The sequence below is a fragment of the Lutibacter litoralis genome, assembly GCF_014646675.1.
Taxonomy (GTDB): Bacteria; Bacteroidota; Bacteroidia; order Flavobacteriales; family Flavobacteriaceae; genus Lutibacter; species Lutibacter litoralis.
On the sequence record NZ_BMNS01000010.1, the window covers coordinates 19,900 to 43,713 of the forward strand.

The window sequence follows — 23,814 nt, forward strand, 5'->3', positions numbered from 1 at the left end:
AATTTTTTTTAATGAGAAAAACTTTTAAGGTAAAATCAATTTGTATATTTGAAATTTATTATAGATATGATTAAAACACCATCTGAATTCTACAAAAAACTACTTGAAAAGTTTCCTTTTGAACCTACTAATTCGCAAAATATTTTATTAGAAGATTTGTCTAATTTTATTTTTGACACAAATAAGGAATCTTTATTCTTAATTAAAGGTTATGCAGGTACCGGAAAAACCACGACAATTAGTACTGTGGTTAATAATTTATGGAAAATTGGAAAAAAAGCAGTATTGCTAGCGCCAACTGGTAGAGCTGCTAAAGTAATTTCGGGATATTCAAAAAGACAAGCATTTACAATTCATAAAAAAATTTATTTTCCTAAAAAAAATAGAGGAGGAGGTGTAGATTTTACATTGCAACCAAATAAACATTCTAATACTATTTTTATTATTGATGAAGCCTCAATGATACCTGATAGTCCAACGAACGGTAAATTATTTGAAAAAGGCTCTTTGTTAGACGATTTAATTTCATTTGTATATTCTGGGGTGCAATGCAAAATTATTTTTATTGGAGATACCGCCCAATTACCACCGGTTAAATTAGACATAAGTCCTGCCTTAGATGCTCAAAAACTTGCACTTAATTACGATAAAGAAATTACTGAAATTGAATTAAATGAGGTAATGCGACAGCATAAAGATTCTGGAATTTTAATTAACGCAACAGAATTACGCCTTATTATTGCAAACAATGGGAATGAAACGTTTCAATTTAAATTAGGTTTTCCAGATTTAATTAGGTTAATAGATGGCTATGATATTGAAGATGCTATCAATAGTGCTTATGACAATATTGGAGTTGAAGATACTGCGTTTATTGTGCGATCTAACAAACGTGCTAACCAATACAATCAACAAATTAGAAGTAAAATTAGAGGACAAGAAAACGAAATCTCTACTGGAGATTTTATAATGATTGTAAAAAATAATTATTTCTGGCTAAAAGACTCTAGTGAAGCTGGTTTTATTGCAAATGGTGATATTTGCGAAATTCTACAAATTTATAATACCAAAGAATTATATGGATTTAGATTTGCTGAAGTTAAAGTAAGAATGATTGATTATCCAAATCAAAAACCATTCGATACGGTGTTATTATTAGATACCTTAACTTCCGAAACACCATCTTTATCTTATGAAGAATCTAACAAACTATACCACGAAGTTGGTAAAGATTTTGCTCACGAAAAATCCAAATACAAACAATTATTAGGAATAAAAAATAGCAAATATTTTAATGCCCTACAAGTTAAATTCTCCTATGCCGTTACATGTCATAAATCTCAAGGTGGACAATGGAAAACTGTTTTTGTGGAGCAGCCATATTTACCTGATGGACAAAGTGTTGAGTATTTACGTTGGTTGTATACAGCTGTAACTAGAGCAGAAGAGAGGGTTTATTTAATAGGTTTTGAAGAAGCTTTTTTTATTGAATAAATTAGTAAGTAAAGGGGGGCTAATACCAACTACTTGATACTAAAAAACACTATTTAAACATATCCATGCCTGGAATATTTGGCATACCATCTTTTGCAGCTGCAGCCAGTTCTGTTTCGCTAATTGAATGGGCTTTTTCCAATGCCTTATTTAACGCTAGTAGTAAATAGTCTTCAATTTCTTCTTTGTCAGTTAATTCATCGGAAATTGATATATTTTTAACCAATCTATTGGCTGTAACAGTTACTTTAACTTTACCATTTCCAGCCTCACCATCAATAAAAATAGTATTTAATCTTTCCTTAGTAGCTTCAATTTTTTCTTGAGCTTCTTTAAGTTTTCCCATCATATTAGATAAATTTCCAAACATTTTATTTTAATTTTAACAAGTTACAAGCACAAATATAGTATTTTTGCGAATTAGTAAAAAAGATTAAAATGTCTGAATATAAAATTTCTGCTCCAATTGCAGAAAAGATTGAAAAGGAATTAACAATTCATAATGATGTTAGAATAGATAATTATTACTGGTTGAATCAAAAGGAAAACCCAAAAGTAATTGACTATTTAAATGCTGAGAATAATTATTACGATGCTAAAACAGCACATACAAAAACATTTCAAGAGGATTTATTTGAAGAAATGAAATCTCGAATTAAGGAAGATGATGAGTCGGTTCCTTATAAAAAGAATGATTATTATTACACAACGCGTTTCGAAACGGGAAAACAATATCCGATTTATGCACGTAAAAAAGAGTCTTTAGAAGCTGTTGAAGAAATAATGTTTGAAGTGAATAAGCTAGCCGAAGGTCATAATTTTTACAAACTTTCTGGGTTATCCATAAGTCCAAACAATAAATATGCTGCTTATGGTGTAGATACGGTTGGTAGAAGAGAATATACATTGCAGTTTAAAGATTTAGAAACTGGAGAATTATTTCCTGAAAAAATTAAAAATACCACAGGTGGAGCAGCTTGGGCTACAGACAATAAAACAGTTTTTTATACCCAAAAAAATCCAATTACATTAAGAAGTGAAAAGATATTTCGTCATATTTTAGGAACAGACCCTTCTTCAGATGTAGAAGTGTTTTATGAAAATGAAGAAGCATTTAGTACATATGTGTACAGAACAAAATCGGATAAATACCTAATAATAGGTTCACATAGTTCCGTATCTACCGAATATAGAATATTAGAAGCTGATAATCCGACTGGTAATTTTAGAATATTTCAAACTAGAGAGCGCGATTTAGAATATAATATTGCGCATTATGATCACAATTTTTACGTGTTAACTAATAAAGATAACGCAACTAATTTTAAGTTGATGAAAACTTCAAGTAAGAAAACATCAAAAGAAAATTGGCAAGATGTTCTGCCACACAGAGCAGATGTTTTATTAGAAGATATATCAATATTTAAAGACTTTTTAGTTGTTGAAGAACGCAGTAACGGATTAAATAAAATAAGAATTATACGTTGGGATAATTCTGAAGATTTTTACCTTCCTTTTGAAGAGGAAACTTACTCGGCGGGAGTTTATTACAATCCAGAATTTGATACAAATGTTATTCGTTATGGTTATAATTCAATGACCACTCCAAGTTCGGTAATAGATTTTAATGTAGATAGTAAAACCAAAGATATTAAAAAAGAACAACAGGTTTTAGGAGGTAAATTTGATAAAAATAATTATAAGAGTGAACGCTTATGGGCTACGGCTAAAGATGGAACAAAAATAGCAATTTCTTTAGTGTATAAAAAAAGTACTAAAATTTCAAAGAATACGCCGTTACTGTTATATGGCTATGGATCTTATGGGCATACAATAGACGCAGGTTTTAGTTCTACACGATTAAGTTTATTAGATAGAGGGTTTGTTTTTGCAATTGCACATGTAAGAGGAAGTGAATATTTAGGACGTAATTGGTACGAAAACGGTAAACTTTTAAATAAACTAAATACTTTTTATGATTTTATTGATTGTGCTAAATTTTTAATTCAAGAAAAATATACTTCACCAAAACATTTATATGCAAGTGGTGGATCTGCAGGCGGTTTATTAATGGGAGCAGTTATAAATTTAAATCCTGAATTATTTAATGGAGTAGTTGCTTCAGTTCCTTTTGTAGACGTACTAACAACTATGTTAGATGATAGCATTCCACTTACAACTGGGGAATATGATGAATGGGGGAATCCAAATGAAAAGGAGTCTTATGATTATATGAAATTATATTCACCTTACGATAATGTTAAACGTCAAAACTATCCAAACATGTTGGTAACAACAGGGCTTCATGACTCTCAAGTGCAGTATTTTGAGCCAGCAAAATGGGTAGCTAAATTGCGAGATTTTAAAACAGACAATAATTTACTAGTATTATATACAGATATGGAAGCTGGGCACGGCGGGGCTTCAGGTAGATTTGATGCTTTAAAAGAGATTGCAAGAGACTACAGTTTTATTATTGATTTAGAAGTTACACAATAATTAAAAAAAAATATTAAATTTGCATATTGTAGATAATTAATCAAAAATTTTAATTTAAGTTTTTGATATTTTAATTAAACTATTTAAAATGACACAAAATAAAGGTATAAGTAACAATATTCTAGAACTTATAGGCGAAACTCCTTTAATTAGACTTAACACAATTACAAAAGATCTTCCAGGAAATTATTACGCAAAATACGAAGGCTTTAATCCAGGGCATTCTATGAAAGATAGAATTGCGTTACATATTATTGAAGAAGCTGAAAAACAAGGTATCTTAAAAGAAGGTAGTACAGTAATTGAAACTACATCTGGTAATACCGGGTTTAGTATGGCTTTAGTAAGTATTATAAAAGGTTATAAATGTATATTGGCAGTTACATCTAAAGCAGCACCGGGTAAAATTAACATGTTAAAAGCAATGGGTGCAAAAGTATATGTTTGCCCAGCTCATGTAAAAGCCGATGATCCTAGGTCTTACTATGAAGTAGCTAAGAGATTGCATGCTGAAACCGCAAATTCTGTTTATATTAATCAGTATTTTAATCATTTAAATACTGAGGCACATTACAATTCTACAGGACCAGAAATTTGGCAACAAACCAAAGGAGAAATTACACATTTAATTGCCGCAAGTGGCACAGGTGGTACAATATCTGGGGTTTCAAAATATTTAAAAGAACAAAATCCAACTATTAAAACTTTAGGAGTTGATGCTTTTGGATCAATATTGAAAAAATTCCATGAAACAAGAGAATTCGATAAGAAAGAAATATATCCATATAGAATTGAAGGGTTAGGAAAAAATTTAATTCCATCTGCAACTGACTTTAATGTAATAGATGTATTTGAAAAAGTAACAGATGAGGCTGCAGCTCATAGAGCTAGAGAATTAGCTGTAACTGAAGGGTTATTTGCAGGTTATACAAGTGGCGCTATTATTCAAGCCACTATGCAATATGCTGAACAAGGGATGTTTAATGCGGATTCTAAAGTAGTTTTGATATTGCCTGATCACGGATCACGCTACATGGAAAAAATATATTGTGATGAATGGATGAAAGAACAAGGATTTTTTGATTCCCAAAAACACGCACATCAAGAAGTTGAATTTATTAAATAAAAAATTCTGAAAACAAAAAAAGAGGCTTTAAAATTTATTTTTAGCCTCTTTTTTTGTAATATTAACATTTGAATAGCACAAAAAAAATACCGTACTTTGCACCACTTAATATAAATGTAATATTGCATTTTTTGCAAAAGAATATATATGAAAGATTTATTTGAAAGAATAGTTAAAGATAAAGGTCCATTAGGGAAATGGGCTAAACAAGCTGAAGGTTATTACGTTTTTCCAAAGTTAGAAGGTGAAATTTCTAATAGAATGAAATTTAATGGAAAAGAAGTAATTACTTGGAGTATAAACGATTATTTAGGCTTGGCAAATCATCCAGAAGTTAGAAAAGCAGATGCAGAAGCTGCTGCAGAATACGGAATGGCTTACCCAATGGGAGCTAGAATGATGTCTGGACATACAAAATACCATGAGCAATTAGAAAATGAATGTGCAGACTTTGTAGATAAAGAAGCAGCGTATTTAGTAAATTTTGGCTACCAAGGTATGGTTTCTGCAATTGACGCACTTGTAACTAAGCACGATGTTATAGTGTATGATATTGATTCTCATGCATGTATAATTGATGGTGTTAGATTGCACCATGGTAAACGTTATACTTATAAGCATAATGATATTGAAAGTTTAGAAAAAAACTTGCAACGAGCTACTAAAATTGCTGAAGAGAATAATGGAGGAATTCTTGTTATTTCTGAGGGTGTATTTGGAATGAGAGGAGAGCAAGGAAAATTAAAAGAGATTGTTGCTTTAAAAGAAAAGTATAATTTTAGATTACTTGTAGATGATGCACATGGTTTTGGAACTTTAGGTGAAGGAGGTAGAGGAGCAGGTTTTGAACAAGGTGTACAAGATGATATTGATGTTTATTTTGCAACTTTTGCAAAATCTATGGCTGGTATTGGTGCTTTTTTCGCAGCGGATAAGGACATTATTCAATACTTACAGTACAATATGCGTTCTCAAATGTTTGCAAAATCCTTACCTATGCCAATGGTAAAAGGAGCATTAAAACGTTTAGATATGTTACGCACTATGCCAGAGTTAAAAGAAAAACTGTGGGAAAATGTAAATGCACTTCAAAACGGATTAAAAGAAAACGGTTTTAATATTGGTAAAACAAATACATGTGTTACTCCGGTATTTTTGGAAGGTGACATTCCTGAGGCTATGGCAATGGTAAATGATTTAAGAGAAAATTATGGTATCTTTTGTTCAATTGTGGTATATCCAGTAATTCCAAAAGGATTAATTATTCTTAGATTAATTCCAACAACCACGCATACATTAGAAGATGTTAAGATTACAATTGAATCATTCTCTGCAATTCGTGAAAAACTTGAAAAAGGTATTTATAAGCGTATTGCTGCGTCTATGATCTAAGAAATAGATACTATTAAGAAATAATAAAAAACAGTCTAGAATTATAAATTTTAGACTGTTTTTTTCTGTATAGTATAAATAGTTTAAAAATTAATACCCATCAGAAATATTTTTTAGAGCACTTTTATTAGAAATCTTAATGCGCTTTCCATGCAAGTCTATTACACCATCTTTTTTTAGATTAGAAAGTAATCTAATAGCAGACTCGGTTGCAGTTCCAATAGTATTTGCAATTTCTTCTCGTGTTAAAATAACATCAATAAAACCCTCATTATCAAGACCAAAAACATCCTCTAAATGCAATAGCGTTTCAGCCAATCTATCTTTAACAGGTTTTTGAGCCATTTGAGATATTAAAGTATTTGCCTCATTTAGTTGATGAGAAATATTTTTCATTAAATTTAGAGAAAACTGATTATTATCTTTAATTGTATCTAAAATATCTCCTTTAGGAATAAAACAAACGTGCATATCTTCAAGTGCAATAGCATTTAAACCTACCAATTCTTCACTTAATAAAGATCTATGCCCTAAGATATCACCTCCCTTAATAAACTTTATAATTTGTTCTTTTCCGTTGGTGTTTAGTTTTGTTAATTTACCTTTACCATCTTTAATGCAATATAGACCGTTTATGGTATTGCCTTCTGTCATTAAATTTTCTCCTTTTTTTATAATAAGAGATGTTTTATGATCGGAAAACGTTTCCAATTCTTCATTTGTTAATGTTTTTAAAGCATTAAACCTTTTTATAATACATTGCCTGCAGTTCGACATATAATCAACATAGTTTTAATTAAAACGAGACAAATTTACAAAATTTAACGATACTAAATAGCATTAAAATATGATATATGTCATTGTTATACTGCAATAAATCGATAGTTTTGCAGTGTTAACTTAACAATATGAGTGTAAATAATTGTTATCATTGCGGTGCAGATTGCGGCAAAAAATCAATAGAATTTAATAATAAATATTTTTGTTGCAATGGTTGTAAAACTGTATATGAAATATTAAATGCTAATGAATTAACTTGTTATTACGATCTAGAATCAACTCCAGGTACAATTCCTTCTGATATTAACGGAAAATATAATTATTTAGAAAACGAAGATATAATTGAAAGGCTCTTAGAGTTTAACGATACTGAAACTTCTGTTGTTGAATTTTATATTCCTAGCATTCATTGTAGTTCTTGTATTTGGGTTTTAGAAAATTTAAGTAAACTTAATCAAGGAGTAACTATTTCGATAGTGAATTTTCCAAAGAAATTATTGCGTATAACCTTTAAAAATAAACGTACTAATTTAAAAGAATTGGTAGAATTAATAACCTCTATTGGATATGAACCTTATATTAGTTTAGAAGATGCTGATTCAAAAACTAATAACGTTGATAAAACATTAATTTATCAGGTATCCATAGCTGCTTTTGCTTTTGGAAATATTATGTTATTGTCGTTTCCAGAGTATTTTGAAGTTGATGAGTTTTGGCTAGAAAAATACAAACATTTGTTTAGATTGTTAATGTTTACAATGGCCTTACCAGTTGTGTTTTATTCGGCAAAAGATTATTTTATTTCGGCATATAAAGGTTTAAAACATAAAATGTTAAATATAGATGTTCCAATTGCGTTGGGAATTTCTGTATTATTTATTAGAAGTTCTATTGAAATATTTTTAGATATTGGATCTGGTTTTTTTGATAGTTTAGCAGGGCTGGTTTTCTTTTTATTGTTAGGTAAATTTTTTCAACAAAAAACTTATAATTTTTTATCTTTTGAAAGAGATTATAAATCGTATTTTCCAATTGCAGTTTCTTTGATTAAAAATGATAAAGAAACCAATATTCAGGTAAAGGATATTAAAAAAGGAGATAGACTTTTAATTAGAAACGAAGAATTAATTCCTGTAGATGGTATCTTAATTAATGGAAATGCAGCTATAGATTATAGTTTTGTGACAGGAGAATCTGTTCCTGTTATAAAAATATCAGGCGAAAAATTATTTGCTGGTGGAAAACAAACAGCTGGAGCTATAGAAATGGAAGTTATAAGTTCTATAGAGCAAAGTTATTTAACACAGCTGTGGAGTAATGATGTTTTTAACAAATCTAACGAAAAAACTATAAAGAATATTACAGATTCTATAAGTCGATTCTTTACAATTGCAATTCTATTAATAGCTCTATTTGGAGGTGTTTTTTGGTATTTTTATAATGCAGCTATGTTATTTAACGTTGTTACAGCTGTATTAATTATTGCTTGTCCTTGTGCGCTTGCATTATCAGCCCCATTTGCTTTTGGAAATATTTTAAGAATTTTTGGTTATAAAAAATTCTACTTAAAAAATTCAGAAACTATAGAAAATATTTCAAAAGTAGATACTATTATTTTTGATAAAACCGGTACAATTACTTCAAGTGACAAATCGCAGCTTACGTATTTTGGAACTGCATTAACCGATATAGAAAAAGGTTGCTTAAAAAGTGTTTTAAGAGCTTCAAACCATCCATTAAGTAGATCTTTATATGAATATTTAGAAGTAGATACATTGCAGGAAAAACCGTCAAAATTTAATGAAATTTTAGGAAAAGGTATTGAAGCGACCATAAATGATTTCAATTTTAAAATTGGAGCCTCTAGTTTTGTCGAGGCAAAAGCGGTTGCAGTAAATGAAACATCTATTTATATTAAAATTAATAACGAATTTAAAGGTTATTTTTTATTTAAAAATAGCTACAGAGAAGGGACCAAAGAAGTTTTTAAAAAATTAGGGGCACACTATAATTTGGTAATACTGTCTGGTGATAATGATGGTGAAAAAGAATATTTAGAAAAATTATTACCTAAAAATACACGTTTTCAATTTAATCAGAAACCAGAGGATAAGTTAGATTTTATAAAGAAACTTCAAGAGAATAACAACAAGGTTATGATGATTGGAGATGGGTTAAATGATGCAGGTGCGCTCGCTCAGAGTAATGTAGGTATTGCAATTTCTGAAGATGTTAATGTGTTTTCTCCAGCTTGTGATGCAATTTTAGATGCTAAACTTTTTAACAAATTACCTGAGTTTTTAATACTTTCAAAAAAAACTATTTCCATAATAAAGGCGAGTTTTGTTTTATCGTTTTGTTACAATATTGTAGGTTTGTATTTTGCATTAACGGGTATGTTAACCCCTGTGGTTGCTGCAATTTTAATGCCTTTAAGTTCAATTACAATTGTGGTGTTTGTTACAATACTTACAAATTGGATGTCAAAAAAGCTATGATTTATTGAGGTTGAATAAAAATCTCTGTAAAATTGTATGATATTTATCATACAATTTTACAAATTAAATAATATTTTTGTGTTTAGATCAAAATTTAAAACTAGTAACTAAAAAATGGAAGTAGTCTACATTACAATAGGTGTAAGTATTATTGTTGCCGTATTTTTTTTCATAATTTTTATAAAATCAGTAAAATCTGGACAGTATGAAGATACCTACACACCGTCTGTTAGAATGCTATTTGATGATGAGCTAGTTAAAGAACCTAAAAAGCATATAGAAAATCAACAAGAATAAATTTATAATCATTAACAATTAATCAAATAAGTATGGAAAAAGAACGGTTTTATTATGATAATAAAATAGTTAAAATGTTTCTTTGGGCTACAATTCTATGGGGAGTTGTAGGAATGTTAGTAGGGCTTTTGGTGGCACTACTTTTTGTTTTCCCAGGATTATTGGAATTTACAGGTTCAGATAATGCAATTTCGTGGTTAAGTTTTGGTCGTTTGCGCCCTTTACATACCAATGCAGTAATTTTTGCCTTTGTAGGTAATGGTATTTTCTTAGGAATTTATTACTCAACTCAAAGATTACTTAAAACAAGAATGTTTAACGATGTTTTAAGTAGAATTCATTTTTGGGGCTGGCAAGCCATTATTGTTGCAGCTGCAATTACATTGCCTTTAGGTTTAACATCTTCAAAAGAATATGCAGAGTTAGAATGGCCTATAGACATTGCTGTTGTTTTAATTTGGGTTGTATTTGCAATTAACTTATTTGGTACTATTTTAAAACGAAGACAGCGACACATTTATGTTGCCATTTGGTTTTATATTGCTACAGTGATTACCATTGCTGTTCTTTACATATTTAATAATTTAGAAATGCCTGTATCTGCATTTAAAAGTTACTCAGTGTATTCTGGAGTGCAAGATGCCCTTGTGCAGTGGTGGTACGGACATAATGCGGTTGCATTCTTTTTAACAACACCAGTTTTAGGTTTAATGTATTATTTTGTACCTAAAGTAGCCAATAGACCAGTTTATTCTTATAGATTATCTATTATTCATTTTTGGACATTAATATTCTTATACATTTGGGCTGGACCGCACCATTTACTATACACTGCGTTGCCGGAATGGGCTCAAAATTTAGGTACTGTGTTTTCAGTAATGCTTATTTTTCCATCTTGGGGTGGTATGATAAATGGTTTATTAACCTTACGTGGAGCTTGGGATAAAGTACGTGAAAATCCAGTATTAAAATTCTTTGTAGTTGCAATTACAGGTTATGGTATGGCAACTTTCGAAGGTCCAATGTTATCATTTAAAAACTTAAATGCAATTGGTCATTATACAGATTGGATTGTTGGTCACGTACATATTGGTGCATTAGCTTGGAATGGGTTTATGATTGCTGGTATAGTATATTGGGTAGCAGAAAAAATATGGAAAACACCTTTGTATTCTAAAAAATTAGCAAATACGCATTTTTGGTTAGGTACTTTAGGAATCTTATTTTATGCAATTCCTTTATATGTTGCTGGTTTTACCCAAGCGTTTATGTGGAAACAATTTAATCCTGACGGAACTTTAGTTTATGGTAACTTTTTAGAAACTGTTACACAAGTGATTCCAATGTATGCAATGCGCGCAATTGGAGGTACATTGTATTTAACAGGATTTGTATTGTTAGCAATTAACATTTTTAAAACTGCAAAAGCGGGATCTACTGTTGAAGATGAATTAGCAGAAGCAGCTCCATTGAAAAAAATTAGTGGTAGACGTGTTGCTGGTGAAGGATTCCATACTTGGTTAGAAAGAAAAACAGTTTTATTTACAATCTTAACCACGGTTGCTATTTTAATTGGTGGTTTGGTAGAAATTGTTCCATTAATACTTGTAAAGTCTAATATACCAACTATAGAAAGTGTTAAACCATACACTCCATTAGAATTAGAAGGTAGAGATATTTATATTAGAGAAGGTTGTAATAACTGTCACTCCCAAATGATTCGTCCTTTCCGTTCTGAAGTAGAGCGATATGGAGAATATTCAAAAGCAGGTGAATTTGTATACGATTTCCCATTCTTATGGGGATCACGAAGAACAGGACCAGATGTGCATAGAATTGGAGGTAAATACAACGATAACTGGCATTTTAACCATATGTTAGATCCGCGTTCAACATCTCCAGGTTCTATTATGCCACGTTATTCTTGGTTAATTAAGAACGATATGAATGCTTCTAATTTAGAAAGTAAAATGGAGGGATTGGTCGCTTTAGGTGTTCCATATACGCCAGAACGAATAAGTGGAGCTAAACAAGAATTGTTGTCACAAGCAAAAGAAATTGAAAATAATTTAAGACAAGACCCTGAGTATGTTAAAAATTATGGTTCAAGTAATATTGAAAATAAAGAAATTGTAGCTTTAATTGCTTATTTACAGCGTTTAGGTACAGATATTAAAGCAAATAATACAGCCTTAAAATAATAAACGATGTTAAAATTTATAAAACATAATTTAGAAAGTATTGAAGGGGTTGAAATTTATCCAATAATTTCATTAGTCTTATTCTTTTTAGTTTTTTCAACAATGATAATATTTGTTTTTAAACTTCCAAAAAGAAGAATTGACAATTTAAGTAATTTACCTTTCGATAACGATACTAATACTAAAGAAAAATCAGATGAATAAAAATTCAGAAAACATATCGGGTTGGAAAAAGTTTATGAAATCTTTAACCAAAGCCCACGAGCTAGGAACGGAAGAAGACATTATGTTAGAACATGATTACGATGGTATAAAAGAACTAGATAATGTATTGCCTCCTTGGTGGTTATACGGTTTTTATATTACTATTGCAATTAGTATTTTTTACTATATTCAGGTATTTTATAATTCTGAAGAATATAGTCAGGCAGAAGAATTTGCTACGGAAATAGCAGAAGGTAAAGCTCAAGTTGAAGCCTATAAAGCTGCGAACCCAGAATTATTTGACGATAGTAATATTGTTGCATTAACAGATGCCGAAAGTATTGCAAAAGGAAAAGAATTGTTTGCAAGTAAAACTTGTACTGCTTGTCACTTAGCAGATTTAGGAGGGAGTATCGGGCCTAACTTAACAGATAATGTTTGGATTTTAGGAGGTGATGTTAAGTCTATCTTTAACACATTAACTAATGGAGGAAGACCAGGAAAAGGAATGATAGCTTGGGAAAGTACAATTAGTAGAGAAGAGAGAATTCAATTGGCAAGTTATATTATCTCAATGCAAGGAACGCAACCTGCAAATCCAAAAGCACCTGAGGGAGATATTATTTGGCCAGAAGAATAATATATAAATGGATGTAATTTTGAAAAATTAACATTTTCAAATAACCATATTATTTAGGTTATAAGTTAATTTACTTAAATAAAATACATCCTATTTTTAGTTAAAGTAATTAGATAAATTGGGAATAGGAGTGGGTTTATAATTATACAAAAATAAATCAGCTTCTTTTCCCATTTTTTGTCACTTTTGTTTCCATATAATAAATCAATTAACTATAAGTTTGTTTAAAATTTTATATAGTAGCAGTTAAAATGGATAAAGAAAACAAAGAAATATTTAGAGATTCAATTGCAACAATTGATGAAAGTGGAAAAAGAAATTTTATTTTTCCAAAAAAACCTAAAGGTAGATTTTATAAATATAGGACCATTGTTAGTTGGTTTCTTTTGGCATTTTTATTAGCGGCTCCTTTTATTAAAATTAAGGGAAATCAGTTTTTATTATTTAATATTTTAGAGCGTAAATTTCATATTTTTGGTTTTCCTTTTTGGCCACAAGATTTTCATTTATTAGTAATTTCAATGTTGGTTAGCGTTGTTTTTATTATTTTATTTACAGTAGTATTTGGACGAATATTTTGCGGATGGATGTGTCCTCAAACTATTTTTATGGAAATGGTATTTAGAAAAGTTGAATATTTAATTGAAGGGGATAGATCTAAACAAATTAAGCTCGACAAACAAAAATGGGATGCTGAAAAAATTAGAAAAAGAGTATTAAAATGGTTTGTGTTTTTTATAATTTCGTTTATAATTTCAAATGTATTTTTAGCTTATATAATTGGTTCAGATGAAGTCTTAGGGTATATAACCGCTGGTCCATTAAAACATTTAAACACATTCATTTATTTGTTAGCTTTTACGGGTGTTTTCTATTTTGTGTTTGCTTGGTTTAGAGAGCAAGTGTGCATTATTGTTTGTCCTTACGGAAGGTTGCAAGGTGTTCTATTAGACAATAAATCTATAAATGTAGCGTATGATTTTGTTAGAGGGGAAGGAGATTCTGGTAGAAATAAATTACGAAAAGGTGAAAATAGAGAAGAACTCGGATATGGAGATTGTATAGATTGTAAACAATGTGTTCATGTGTGCCCAACGGGAATTGACATTAGAAACGGAACACAATTAGAATGTATTAATTGTACAGCTTGCATAGATGCCTGTGATGCAATTATGGATAAATCAGGCTTCGATAGAGGATTAATTCGTTATGCTTCTGAAGATAATATAGAGAAAAAAGAAAAATTTAAATTTAATGCACGTTTAATTGCTTATTCCGCTATTTTAACCATTTTAATTGGTGTTTTAATTACAATGCTATTTTTAAGAAATGATATTGAAGCCACAATCTTACGATTACCAGGACAAACATTTCAAAGTACAGCAACAACTATTAAAAATGTTTATACGGTAAAATTAATTAATAAAACTACTGAAGATGTTAAGGATATAGATATTAAATTAATATCGCATCCAGGGATTGTTGATTTGATAGGAGGTAAAATGAGTATTAAAAAACAAGGTTTAAAAGGAGGAACTTTATTTATTGAAATTAATAAAAAAGACTTAAATTCGTCCAAAGAAAAATTGGAAATTGGTATTTATTCTAAAGGAAAATTAATTGAAACTACCACAACTAATTTTACAGGACCATTAATAATAAAGTAATTATGAAATTAAAATTTACATGGCCAATGGGTATTATTATTGCATTGGTATCATTTATTATATTTATTTTATCCTTTGTTTATAAGGCACATTTTGTAAATAAATACGATCATCATTTGGTTTCTGAAGATTACTATAAAGACGAGCTCAATTATCAGAAAGAAATTGATCAACAAAATAAAGGAATAGCTTTAAACGAAAATATTTCTATAAAAAAAACTATAGATGGTTTGTTAATTAACTTCCCAGAAGAATTTGAACCATCAGCTATTTCAGGAACAATCTTTTTTCAACGATTGTCAAATGGTAAAATAGATTTTGAGCTTCCAATTAAACTTGAAACTAATAATTATTTAATTAAAAAGGAAACCTTAGTTCAAGGAAGGTGGGATGTTAAAATTGAGTGGAATGTTGCCGAAAATAAGTATTTGTTCAAAGAAAAAATAATGTACTAATATGCTATGGACTGCGCTGGTTTTAGGCTTAGCTGGAAGCTTTCATTGTATTGGTATGTGTGGACCGATTGCATTTGTACTGCCTGTTGATAGATCTTCTAAATCAAAATTAATATTTCAAACATTTTTATACCACTTTGGAAGAATAATAAGCTATTCTCTTATCGGTTTGTTATTTGGTTTTATAGGTAAAGGATTGTATTTGGCTGGTTTCCAGCAACGTTTGTCTGTCTTAATGGGTGTTGTAATGATTGCCATTGTTTTAATTCCCGTATCGTTATTTAATAAATATAATTTTTCAAAACCTTTATATAAAACTATAGGAAAAGTAAAGCAAAAATTGGGTTCTTACCTTACAAAGAAATCAAATAAAGCATTGTTTTTAATAGGTTTTTTTAATGGGTTTTTGCCGTGTGGATTAGTTTATATGGCACTAATTGGCTCAATTTCAACGGGTAATATAATCAATGGAGCTGTATATATGGCAATTTTTGGAATAGGTACAATTCCTTTAATGACAGGTGCAATATTTTTAGGAAATTTTGTAAATTTATCGTTAAGAAATAAAATTCAAAAAGCAATACCTGTATTTGTTGTTATTATTGGATTATTATTTATATTAAGAGGATTAGGATTAGGGATACCATATATCTCTCCTTCTGATGCAAAATTGCAAATATCAAACAATCCAGCAGATTGTATAACTACAGAAAAGGTAAAATAATATGGCAAAGACTCCAAGTTTAACAAAGGAAGATTTTGAAAAAGCATCTTCTAATAAAGAACTATTAGAAATTATTAATAAAAAGAATATTAATATAGATAAAGTTAAAGATAGAGTATTTTATGAAGATGAACTTAAAAAATTACAAATAGAGTTAGTAAAATTACAGCAATGGATTTCTAAAAATAAAAAAAGAGTTGCCATTATTTTCGAAGGTAGAGATGCCGCTGGAAAAGGTGGTAATATTAGAAGGTTTACAGAGCATCTAAACCCTAGATCTACGCGTTTAGTGGCGCTAACAAAACCTACGGAAGTTGAGCGAGGACAATGGTATTTTAGACGCTATATAAAAGAATTACCAAACTCCGGTGAAATTGTTTTTTTTGATAGAAGTTGGTATAATAGAGCAGTGGTTGAACCAGTTATGGGATTTTGTAATGAATCTCAATATGAAAATTTTATGGTACAAGTTCCAGAATTTGAACATATGCTTTGTGAAGATAATTTAATATTAATTAAATTTTGGTTTTCTATTTCTAAAGGAGAGCAATTATCTAGGTTTAATGCCAGAATTGAAACGCCACTTAAAAGGTGGAAATTTAGTCCTGTTGATAGAAAAGGGCAAGAACTTTGGGATGATTATACACATTATAAAGAACAAATGTTTAGTAAAACTCATACCAGTTATAGTCCTTGGATTATAGTTAGAGCCAATAATAAAAAAGTAGCGCGTTTAGAATGTATTCGTTATGTATTATCTCAATTTAATTACGAAGGTAAAGATAAAGCACTTACTACATTACTTCCAGATCCTAACATTATTATGAGATATCATCGTTCATCAAAACAATTAGATTAATTATGCATGAGTTTACATTAACACCAGAAAACGTAGCTATACTTAATACAAATAAAGGACTTAGAGCATTATTATCAAGAGAGCCTTATAATTTAGAAAGAGCTGTAAGATATGTTAAGTATGAAAAACGCTTAAAAAAGTTACAAATTGAATTGATAAGATTACAAACTTGGGCAATAAATGAAAACGAACGTATTATTATAATATTTGAAGGTCGTGATGCCGCTGGAAAGGGAGGTGCAATTAGACGTGCCACAGAGCGAATGAATCCAAGGCTGATAAAAAAATTGGCACTGCCTAAACCTACTGAAGATGAAAAAACACAATGGTATTTTCAGCGATATGTAAATCAATTTCCAAAAGGTGGTGAAATTGTTTTTTTTGATAGAAGTTGGTACAATAGGGCAGTTGTAGAACCTGTTAATGGGTTTTGTACGCAGGCTGAATATGATATATTTATGAATCAAATAAACGATTTTGAACGGATGATAACAGAATCTGGAATTCATTTAGTGAAAATTTATATGTCAATTTCTAAAAAAGAACAAGCAAAGCGTTTTGAAGACATTAAAAATAATCCATTAAAACAATGGAAAATGACTCCAGTTGATGAAAAAGCACAAGAGTTATGGGATGTTTATACCGACTATAAAAATAAAATGTTTGAAAAAACTGCACATAGCGCTGTTAGTTGGAAAATAATTAGAGCTAACAGAAAAACAATTGCTCGCGTAAATGCAATAAATCATATTTTAAAAAGTATTCCTTACGATAAAAACCTTGAAATTTAAAATGTAAAGGAATCATCCCTGTTTTTTGCTTTAAACTTTTCTATTCCTAAAATTGCTGTATGAAAACGAACAATGAATTAGAACTGGTTTGGAATTTTGTTAATAATACAGACCGAAATGTATTTTTAACAGGAAAAGCAGGTACAGGTAAAACTACTTTTTTACACAAATTAAAAAATGAATCTTTAAAGCGCATGGTGGTGGTTGCTCCAACCGGAGTTGCTGCTATTAATGCTAAAGGAATGACAATACATTCCTTTTTTCAAATGCCTTTTGGTCCTATTTTACCAGAAACTGAACAAAACAAATCTTCTAGTTTTAATAGAAAATTTAGCAAAACTAAAATCAATATCATTAAATCTATGGATTTATTAGTTATTGATGAGATTAGCATGGTTCGTGCAGATTTGTTAGATGGAATAGACAAAACATTAAGACGGTTTAAAAATAGCAACAAAGTTTTTGGAGGAGTTCAATTATTAATGATTGGCGATTTACAGCAATTATCTCCAGTAATTAAAGAAAGCGAGTGGCAATTGTTAAAACCTTTTTATAAAAATGGTTTCTTTTTTAGCAGTCATTCCTATCAGCAATGTAACCCTATTGCAGTTGAATTAAAACATGTGTATCGGCAAGACAATCAAAAGTTTATTGAGATTTTAAATGAAATTAGAAATAATACACTTTCAAAAGTATCAGCAGATGAATTGAACAAACGTTTTTTACCAGATTTTGTTCCAAATGAAAATGAAGGTTATATAAGTCTAACAACACACAACAACAAGGCAGAAAAAACAAACATACTAGCTTTGAATAAATTAAAAACCAAAGCACAAACTTATACAGCAAAAATTGAGAGGAAATTCCCAGAATTTTCTTATCCCAATAAAGAGGAGTTAGTTTTAAAAGTAGGTGCTCAAGTCCTTTTTATTAAAAATGATAGCGCTCCTGAAAAACGCTATTTTAATGGTAAAATAGGTAAGGTAATTTTTTTAGATAAAGATGAGGTTATTGTAAAATGCCCAAATGATGCTGCCAACATTGTGGTTAAACCAGAAATTTGGGAAAATATAAATTATACAGTAGATCCTGAAACTAAAGAAATTTCAGAAACTAGTGTTGGCTCATTTACACAAATGCCATTACGATTGGCTTGGGCTATAACCATTCATAAAAGTCAAGGGTTGACGTTTGAAAAAGCGATAATAGATGCGCAAGCCGCTTTTGCACATGGACAAACCTATGTAGCACTAAGTAGATGTAAATCTTTAGAAGGTTTGGTGCTGAAAAGCAGTATAGATTCTACACAAATTATTAGTGATAGTAATGTGATCTCATTTAATAAAAACGCAGCAGAGAACCAGCCAGATGAGCAAGTTTTACAAGAATCTAAATCAGAATTTCAATTAAATTTAATTGTAGAATTATTCGATTTTTTTAATTTTCTTAAACCTGTTTCTCGTGTTTTAGATCTTTTTTATAAAAATAGAACAAGTATTGAAGGAAATCTAGAAACAACTTTTACAAGTATAAAAGAAACAATTACAAATTTGCTAAAAATAGCGAATAGTTTTAAGATACAACTTGAAAAGTTGGCTGAACCTAAGAATGTACCAGAGACTAATAAAAATATTCAAGGACGTTTTATTAAAGCGCTTAAATATTTTAATGAACAAACTTCAAATAATATAAATGAGCCATTCAAAACGTTTAGTTATATAACAGATAATAAGGCTGTTCAAAAAGATATTGATAAACAATTAGATATAATTGAAGAACTTTTAGCTATTAAATTAAGTTATTTTAAAGGTTTATCAGAAGGATTTAACACGTTAAAGTTTTTAGAATTAAGAGCAAATGCAGTTTTTTTAACAAAAGAAACTTTAAAGAAAACTAAAACAACAGGTTTTTTCGGAACAGCAAATAAAGAACTATTTGAACGTTTACGTGAGTTAAGAGATTCCATTGCTAAAGATAATAATATGGCTCACTTTCAGGTGTTTACCCAAAGGTCTTTGTATGAAATGTGTGAAACCTTACCAACAAATAAAGAAGAACTTTTAAAAGTGAAAGGTTTTGGTAAAAAACGTGTTAAAAAATATGGTGATGCTATTTTAAAAGTTTTAGGAGATTATTGGATTGAAAATGATATTGAAGTTTCAATTGAAAGAGAAATTTTTAAAGAAACTAAACCAAAGCAACAAAAAGGAGCTAGTAAAGAAGTCTCTTTAGAATTGTTTAAGTCTGGGAAAACTGTTTTTGAAATTGCAAAAGAAAGAGGCTTAACCGAAGCAACCATTACAGCACATCTCACGTCTTTTATAGCTTCAAAGGAAATAAAAGTCACAGATTTAATATCAGAGATTCATTATAAAGAGTTAAAAAAGATAATTCCTACAATGAATTTCGAAAATCTATCTGATCTAAAACACCAAATAGACGAAAAATATACGTATACCGATTTGCGTTTAGTTTTAATTGATTTAGAGAATTCTAGAAGCTAAGATTAACTAATCAAACTCACTTGTAAAATGCAATTTAACGGTAGGGTATTTACTTTGCGTCATTTGAATTGTAAAGGCAGAATCTGCTAAAAATACTAATTGTCCTTGTTTGTCCTTTGCTAAAAAGCGTTGTTTAACTCTTTTAAACTCTTTAAATTCTTCATTTTTAGGGTTTTCTGGATGTACCCAACAAGCTTTATGTACAGGTAAATTTTCGTAGCTACATTTTGCACCGTATTCATGCTCTAAACGGTATTGAATTACTTCATATTGAAGTGCTCCAACAGTTCCAATTATTTTTCTTCCATTTAAATCTAGTGTAAATAATTGTGCTACACCTTCATCCATTAACTGATCTAAACCTTTAAATAATTGTTTAGATTTTAAAGGATCTGCATTATTAACGTAGCGGAAATGTTCTGGAGAAAAACTTGGAATTCCTTTAAAGTTCAAAAGTTCACCTTCTGTTAGCGTATCTCCAATTTTAAAATTACCACTATCCTGTATTCCAACAATATCTCCAGGAAATGATTCTTCTACAATTTCTTTCTTTTCAGCAAAAAAGGCATTTGGACTAGAAAATTTCATTCTTTTATTTAAACGTACATGTAAATAAGGGGCATTTCGTTTAAAAGTTCCAGAAACAATTTTTATAAATGCTAATCTATTTCTATGGTTTGGATCCATATTAGCGTGAATTTTAAATACAAAACCAGCTAATGTTTGTTCTTTAGAATCTACCAAGCGTTCTTCAGCTTTTTTAGGTTGAGGCGATGGAGCAATTTCTATAAAACAATCTAATAATTCTTTAACCCCAAAATTATTTAACGCTGAACCAAAAAATACAGGTTGTTGCTCTCCCTTTAAATAGGCTTCTTTATCAAAATCAGGGTACACTTCGTGCATAATCTCTAAATCGTCACGTAAATTGTTAGCCCATTTTTCGCCAATAATAGAATCCAGTTCTGGAGTGTTGATATCTGTAAATTCCACACCCTCAGAAACAGTTTGTTTGTTATCTCCAGAGAATACATTTATTTTCTTCTCATAGATATTATAAATCCCTTTAAAGTCGTAACCCATTCCAATTGGACAACTTAGTGGACAAACCTTTAAGCCTAATTTTTGCTCAACTTCATCTAATAAATCAAAAGCATCTTTACCTTCTCTATCAAGTTTATTTATAAAAACAATCATTGGTATGTTACGCATTCTACATACTTCAACCAATTTTTCAGTTTGTTCCTCAACACCTTTTGCAACATCAATTACAACAATTACGCTATCTACCGCAGTTAAAGTTCTAAACGTATCTTCAGCAAAATCTTTATGACCAGGGGTATCTAAAATATTTATTTTTTTGTCTTTATATATAAAAGCTAAAACAGAAGTAGCAACAGAAATACCACGTTGACGCTCAATTTCCATAAAATCGGAAGTAGCACCTTTCTTAATTTTATTATTTTTTACGGCTCCAGCTTCTTGTATTGCACCACCAAATAACAATAATTTTTCTGTTAACGTTGTTTTACCAGCATCTGGATGGGAAATAATACCAAAAGTTCGTCTGCGTTGTATTTCTTTTAAAAAACTCATTTATAAAATTTTGAGGTGCAAATATAAGATTTTCTTATTGAAATTTTGAAGTATTAAATAATTCAAAATTTAAGAGTTTTTTCAATTTTTTAATCCTTCAATTTTGAATATACTTTTTGTAAATTTGCGTTAATTCTAAATATTATGAAAGAAGAACAAGTTATATTAGTAAACGAGAACGATGAACAAATTGGTTTAATGCCTAAAATGGAAGCTCATGAAAAAGCCGTTTTGCATAGAGCATTTTCAGTTTTTGTATTTAATGAAAAAAATGAATTAATGCTGCAACAACGTGCAGCTGATAAATACCATTCCCCATTATTATGGACAAATACCTGTTGTAGTCACCAGCGAGATGGAGAAAGTAATTTGGAAGCTGGAAAAAGACGTTTGCAAGAAGAAATGGGTTTTGTTTGTGAGTTGGAAGAAAAAACATCTTTTATTTACAAAGCTCCTTTTGATAACGGGTTAACCGAGCACGAGTTAGATCATATTATGGTTGGAAGTTATTCGAAAAATCCAGTTATAAATAGGGAAGAAGTTGAGAGTTTTAAGTGGATGACATTAGAGGAAGTGAAAGATGATATTACCTTAAACCCTCAAATCTATACAGAATGGTTTAAAATTATTTTTGAAAAGTTTTATAGCTTTATTAAACAATAAATATGAAAGTAACAGTTAATAGAAAGGCTCATTTTAATGCTGCTCATAGATTGTACAATGCAGATTGGACTGACGCAAGAAATGCCATAGTTTTTGGTAAATGCGCGAATCCAAATTACCACGGACATAACTATGAACTAATTGTTGCTGTAAAAGGAGACATACATCCAGAAACTGGATTTGTTATGGATATGAAAGTTTTAAAGCAATTAATTGAAACTGAAATTGAAGCGCAGTTTGATCATAAAAATTTAAATGAAGAAGTTCCGGAATTTAAAACATTAAATCCAACAGCGGAAAACATTTCTGTTGTAATTTGGAATAAATTGCGAAATAGAATTGATAAAAATCTTGAATTATCGGTAACACTTTATGAAACTCCAAGAAATTTTGTAACCTATTCAGGTGATTAAAGTTCAAAAATATTTTGAATTTTAGTTAAAACTAAAGTTCTTTAAAGATTATAAAATACCGTAATTAACTTATTATAAATTAATTACGGTATTTTGCATTTTGCTACTTTGGTGTTTTACAAGTTTTTATTCCCAAAATAGAATATAATGGACAAAAATTAAATAATACTGTTAGTAATAATACAATTCCTACAGCCATTAAAACAATTGCAAGCATTCCTGTAATAATATTTGTGTAGTATAAAACTACTATTGCTAAAGCAATTAAAATTCGAACTAATTTGTCTGCATTTCCTACATTTTTTTTCATTGTATATAAATTAAAGTATTAGTTTACTTAATTGATAGTACAATTTAAGATAAATATTATAAAATATTTAAAATAAACTAGTCTTTTTTCTGTTTGTTTAATTCATCTTGCAGTCTTCGCATTACTTTTTGTTCACGCTCTAAAGCTTTTTTTCTGTGCTCTTCATATTCATCTTCAACTTCTTTTAAATTGCTTTTGGTTTGTTTTGTAATACTAATACTTTGTTTAAATTTAGAAATAAAGAATAAAAGAAATAGCACTAAACCTCCAATTATAGAAAGCATAATTGTTTTAAACAAACCTTTTTCAAAGTCAATTCCTAAAAATGAAATTGTAGATATTTGGGTTTTTAATGTGGTTATTTCATTTTTAGAAGTACTTAACGAAGTATTTAAACTATCAATAATTTGCTTTTGGTTATTTATAGTATTTGTAGCATTTAAAATTTCTTCTTTTGAAGCTAATATAGAATCGTTAATATTTGATTTTAATTTTAATAACCAATTTAATTTAACAACTTTATAATCTTGATATTTATTTGAATTTTTTATTAAATTTTCGAACTGATTGTCTACAGAACCAGAGTCAATAAATTTTTTGGTTGTTTGACCCTGTACCTTGGAAAGAATAAAAAATAAGGTTAGGGTTAATAATAAATGTGTTTTCATTAGTTAATAAGTTTGATTTGATTTTGGAGTTAA

The 23,814-nt window shown here is 29.5% G+C and carries 22 protein-coding genes; 17 read left to right on the plus strand and 5 right to left on the minus strand.

The window, feature by feature from the left end; translation table 11 throughout:
• The first annotated feature begins 66 nt into the window (after positions 1 to 66).
• Positions 67 to 1,494, plus strand: a complete 1,428-nt coding sequence (locus IEW75_RS14325; RefSeq protein ID WP_134247009.1) for an ATP-dependent DNA helicase — start codon at positions 67 to 69, stop codon at positions 1,492 to 1,494.
• 49 nt (positions 1,495 to 1,543) lie between these two features.
• Here IEW75_RS14325 and IEW75_RS14330 read toward each other — a convergent pair whose 3' ends face one another.
• Positions 1,544 to 1,864 carry a YbaB/EbfC family nucleoid-associated protein gene (locus IEW75_RS14330; RefSeq protein WP_134247008.1) on the minus strand — a complete coding sequence of 107 codons (321 nt, stop codon included), beginning with the start codon at positions 1,862 to 1,864 and terminating at the stop codon, positions 1,544 to 1,546.
• Between the two features lie 68 nt (positions 1,865 to 1,932).
• Here IEW75_RS14330 and IEW75_RS14335 point away from each other — a divergent pair, with 68 nt between their 5' ends.
• The 3 genes from IEW75_RS14335 (at position 1,933) to capB (ending at position 6,511) form a co-directional block, all read left to right on the plus strand.
• On the plus strand, positions 1,933 to 3,993 hold the full coding sequence (locus IEW75_RS14335) for a S9 family peptidase (RefSeq protein ID WP_134247007.1): 2,061 nt from the start codon (positions 1,933 to 1,935) through the stop codon (positions 3,991 to 3,993).
• Positions 3,994 to 4,081: 88 nt separating this feature from the next.
• Positions 4,082 to 5,119, plus strand: coding sequence for a cysteate synthase (capA, locus tag IEW75_RS14340; RefSeq protein WP_134247006.1), 1,038 nt, complete (start codon positions 4,082 to 4,084; stop codon positions 5,117 to 5,119).
• Between the two features lie 147 nt (positions 5,120 to 5,266).
• Entirely contained in the window at positions 5,267 to 6,511 is a 1,245-nt protein-coding gene (gene capB / locus IEW75_RS14345; RefSeq protein ID WP_134247005.1) for a cysteate-C-fatty acyltransferase, read from the plus strand.
• A gap of 90 nt (positions 6,512 to 6,601) precedes the next feature.
• Here the strand turns inward: capB and IEW75_RS14350 are convergent, their stop codons facing one another.
• Positions 6,602 to 7,288, minus strand: coding sequence for a Crp/Fnr family transcriptional regulator (locus tag IEW75_RS14350; RefSeq protein WP_134247004.1), 687 nt, complete (start codon positions 7,286 to 7,288; stop codon positions 6,602 to 6,604).
• A gap of 131 nt (positions 7,289 to 7,419) precedes the next feature.
• Between IEW75_RS14350 and IEW75_RS14355 the strand changes: the two genes are divergently transcribed.
• From IEW75_RS14355 to IEW75_RS14405, 11 genes are all read left to right on the plus strand, one after another.
• Entirely contained in the window at positions 7,420 to 9,789 is a 2,370-nt protein-coding gene (locus IEW75_RS14355) for a heavy metal translocating P-type ATPase (RefSeq protein ID WP_134247003.1), read from the plus strand.
• 114 nt (positions 9,790 to 9,903) lie between these two features.
• A complete protein-coding gene (gene ccoS, locus IEW75_RS14360) occupies positions 9,904 to 10,086 on the plus strand; it encodes a cbb3-type cytochrome oxidase assembly protein CcoS (RefSeq protein WP_134247002.1) in 183 nt (60 codons plus the stop codon).
• A gap of 32 nt (positions 10,087 to 10,118) precedes the next feature.
• Positions 10,119 to 12,287: a cytochrome-c oxidase, cbb3-type subunit I gene (gene ccoN / locus IEW75_RS14365; protein WP_134247001.1), complete on the plus strand. Its 2,169-nt coding sequence runs from the start codon at positions 10,119 to 10,121 to the stop codon at positions 12,285 to 12,287.
• Positions 12,288 to 12,293: 6 nt separating this feature from the next.
• Positions 12,294 to 12,491: a CcoQ/FixQ family Cbb3-type cytochrome c oxidase assembly chaperone gene (locus IEW75_RS14370; RefSeq protein ID WP_134247000.1), complete on the plus strand. Its 198-nt coding sequence runs from the start codon at positions 12,294 to 12,296 to the stop codon at positions 12,489 to 12,491.
• Complete coding sequence (locus IEW75_RS14375) at positions 12,484 to 13,131, plus strand: cbb3-type cytochrome c oxidase N-terminal domain-containing protein (RefSeq protein ID WP_134246999.1); 648 nt, start codon at positions 12,484 to 12,486, stop codon at positions 13,129 to 13,131. Before IEW75_RS14370 ends, IEW75_RS14375 begins: the two co-directional genes overlap by 8 nt.
• A gap of 251 nt (positions 13,132 to 13,382) precedes the next feature.
• Positions 13,383 to 14,798 (plus strand): cytochrome c oxidase accessory protein CcoG, encoded by a 1,416-nt coding sequence (gene ccoG, locus IEW75_RS14380; RefSeq protein WP_134246998.1) that lies wholly within the window; start codon positions 13,383 to 13,385, stop codon positions 14,796 to 14,798.
• 2 nt (positions 14,799 to 14,800) lie between these two features.
• Positions 14,801 to 15,253 (plus strand): FixH family protein, encoded by a 453-nt coding sequence (locus IEW75_RS14385; protein ID WP_134246997.1) that lies wholly within the window; start codon positions 14,801 to 14,803, stop codon positions 15,251 to 15,253.
• A 1-nt stretch (position 15,254) separates the two neighbouring features.
• Complete coding sequence (locus IEW75_RS14390; protein WP_134246996.1) at positions 15,255 to 15,977, plus strand: sulfite exporter TauE/SafE family protein; 723 nt, start codon at positions 15,255 to 15,257, stop codon at positions 15,975 to 15,977.
• Between the two features lies 1 nt (position 15,978).
• Positions 15,979 to 16,836, plus strand: a complete 858-nt coding sequence (gene ppk2 / locus IEW75_RS14395; RefSeq protein WP_134246995.1) for a polyphosphate kinase 2 — start codon at positions 15,979 to 15,981, stop codon at positions 16,834 to 16,836.
• 2 nt (positions 16,837 to 16,838) lie between these two features.
• Entirely contained in the window at positions 16,839 to 17,627 is a 789-nt protein-coding gene (gene ppk2 / locus IEW75_RS14400) for a polyphosphate kinase 2 (protein ID WP_134246994.1), read from the plus strand.
• Positions 17,628 to 17,686: 59 nt separating this feature from the next.
• Positions 17,687 to 20,131 carry a helix-turn-helix domain-containing protein gene (locus IEW75_RS14405; protein WP_134246993.1) on the plus strand — a complete coding sequence of 815 codons (2,445 nt, stop codon included), beginning with the start codon at positions 17,687 to 17,689 and terminating at the stop codon, positions 20,129 to 20,131.
• A 6-nt stretch (positions 20,132 to 20,137) separates the two neighbouring features.
• Here IEW75_RS14405 and IEW75_RS14410 read toward each other — a convergent pair whose 3' ends face one another.
• Positions 20,138 to 21,727, minus strand: a complete 1,590-nt coding sequence (locus IEW75_RS14410; RefSeq protein WP_134246992.1) for a peptide chain release factor 3 — start codon at positions 21,725 to 21,727, stop codon at positions 20,138 to 20,140.
• A gap of 144 nt (positions 21,728 to 21,871) precedes the next feature.
• On the opposite strand from IEW75_RS14410, the gene idi reads away from it, so the two are divergent.
• Positions 21,872 to 22,390 carry an isopentenyl-diphosphate Delta-isomerase gene (idi, locus tag IEW75_RS14415; RefSeq protein ID WP_134246991.1) on the plus strand — a complete coding sequence of 173 codons (519 nt, stop codon included), beginning with the start codon at positions 21,872 to 21,874 and terminating at the stop codon, positions 22,388 to 22,390.
• A 2-nt stretch (positions 22,391 to 22,392) separates the two neighbouring features.
• Entirely contained in the window at positions 22,393 to 22,803 is a 411-nt protein-coding gene (locus IEW75_RS14420; RefSeq protein ID WP_134246990.1) for a 6-pyruvoyl trahydropterin synthase family protein, read from the plus strand.
• Between the two features lie 103 nt (positions 22,804 to 22,906).
• On the opposite strand, the gene IEW75_RS14425 is transcribed toward IEW75_RS14420, so the two are convergent.
• Entirely contained in the window at positions 22,907 to 23,113 is a 207-nt protein-coding gene (locus tag IEW75_RS14425; protein WP_134246989.1) for a YgaP family membrane protein, read from the minus strand.
• A gap of 77 nt (positions 23,114 to 23,190) precedes the next feature.
• Entirely contained in the window at positions 23,191 to 23,781 is a 591-nt protein-coding gene (locus IEW75_RS14430) for a coiled-coil domain-containing protein (protein WP_134246988.1), read from the minus strand.
• Positions 23,782 to 23,814 lie beyond the last annotated feature (33 nt).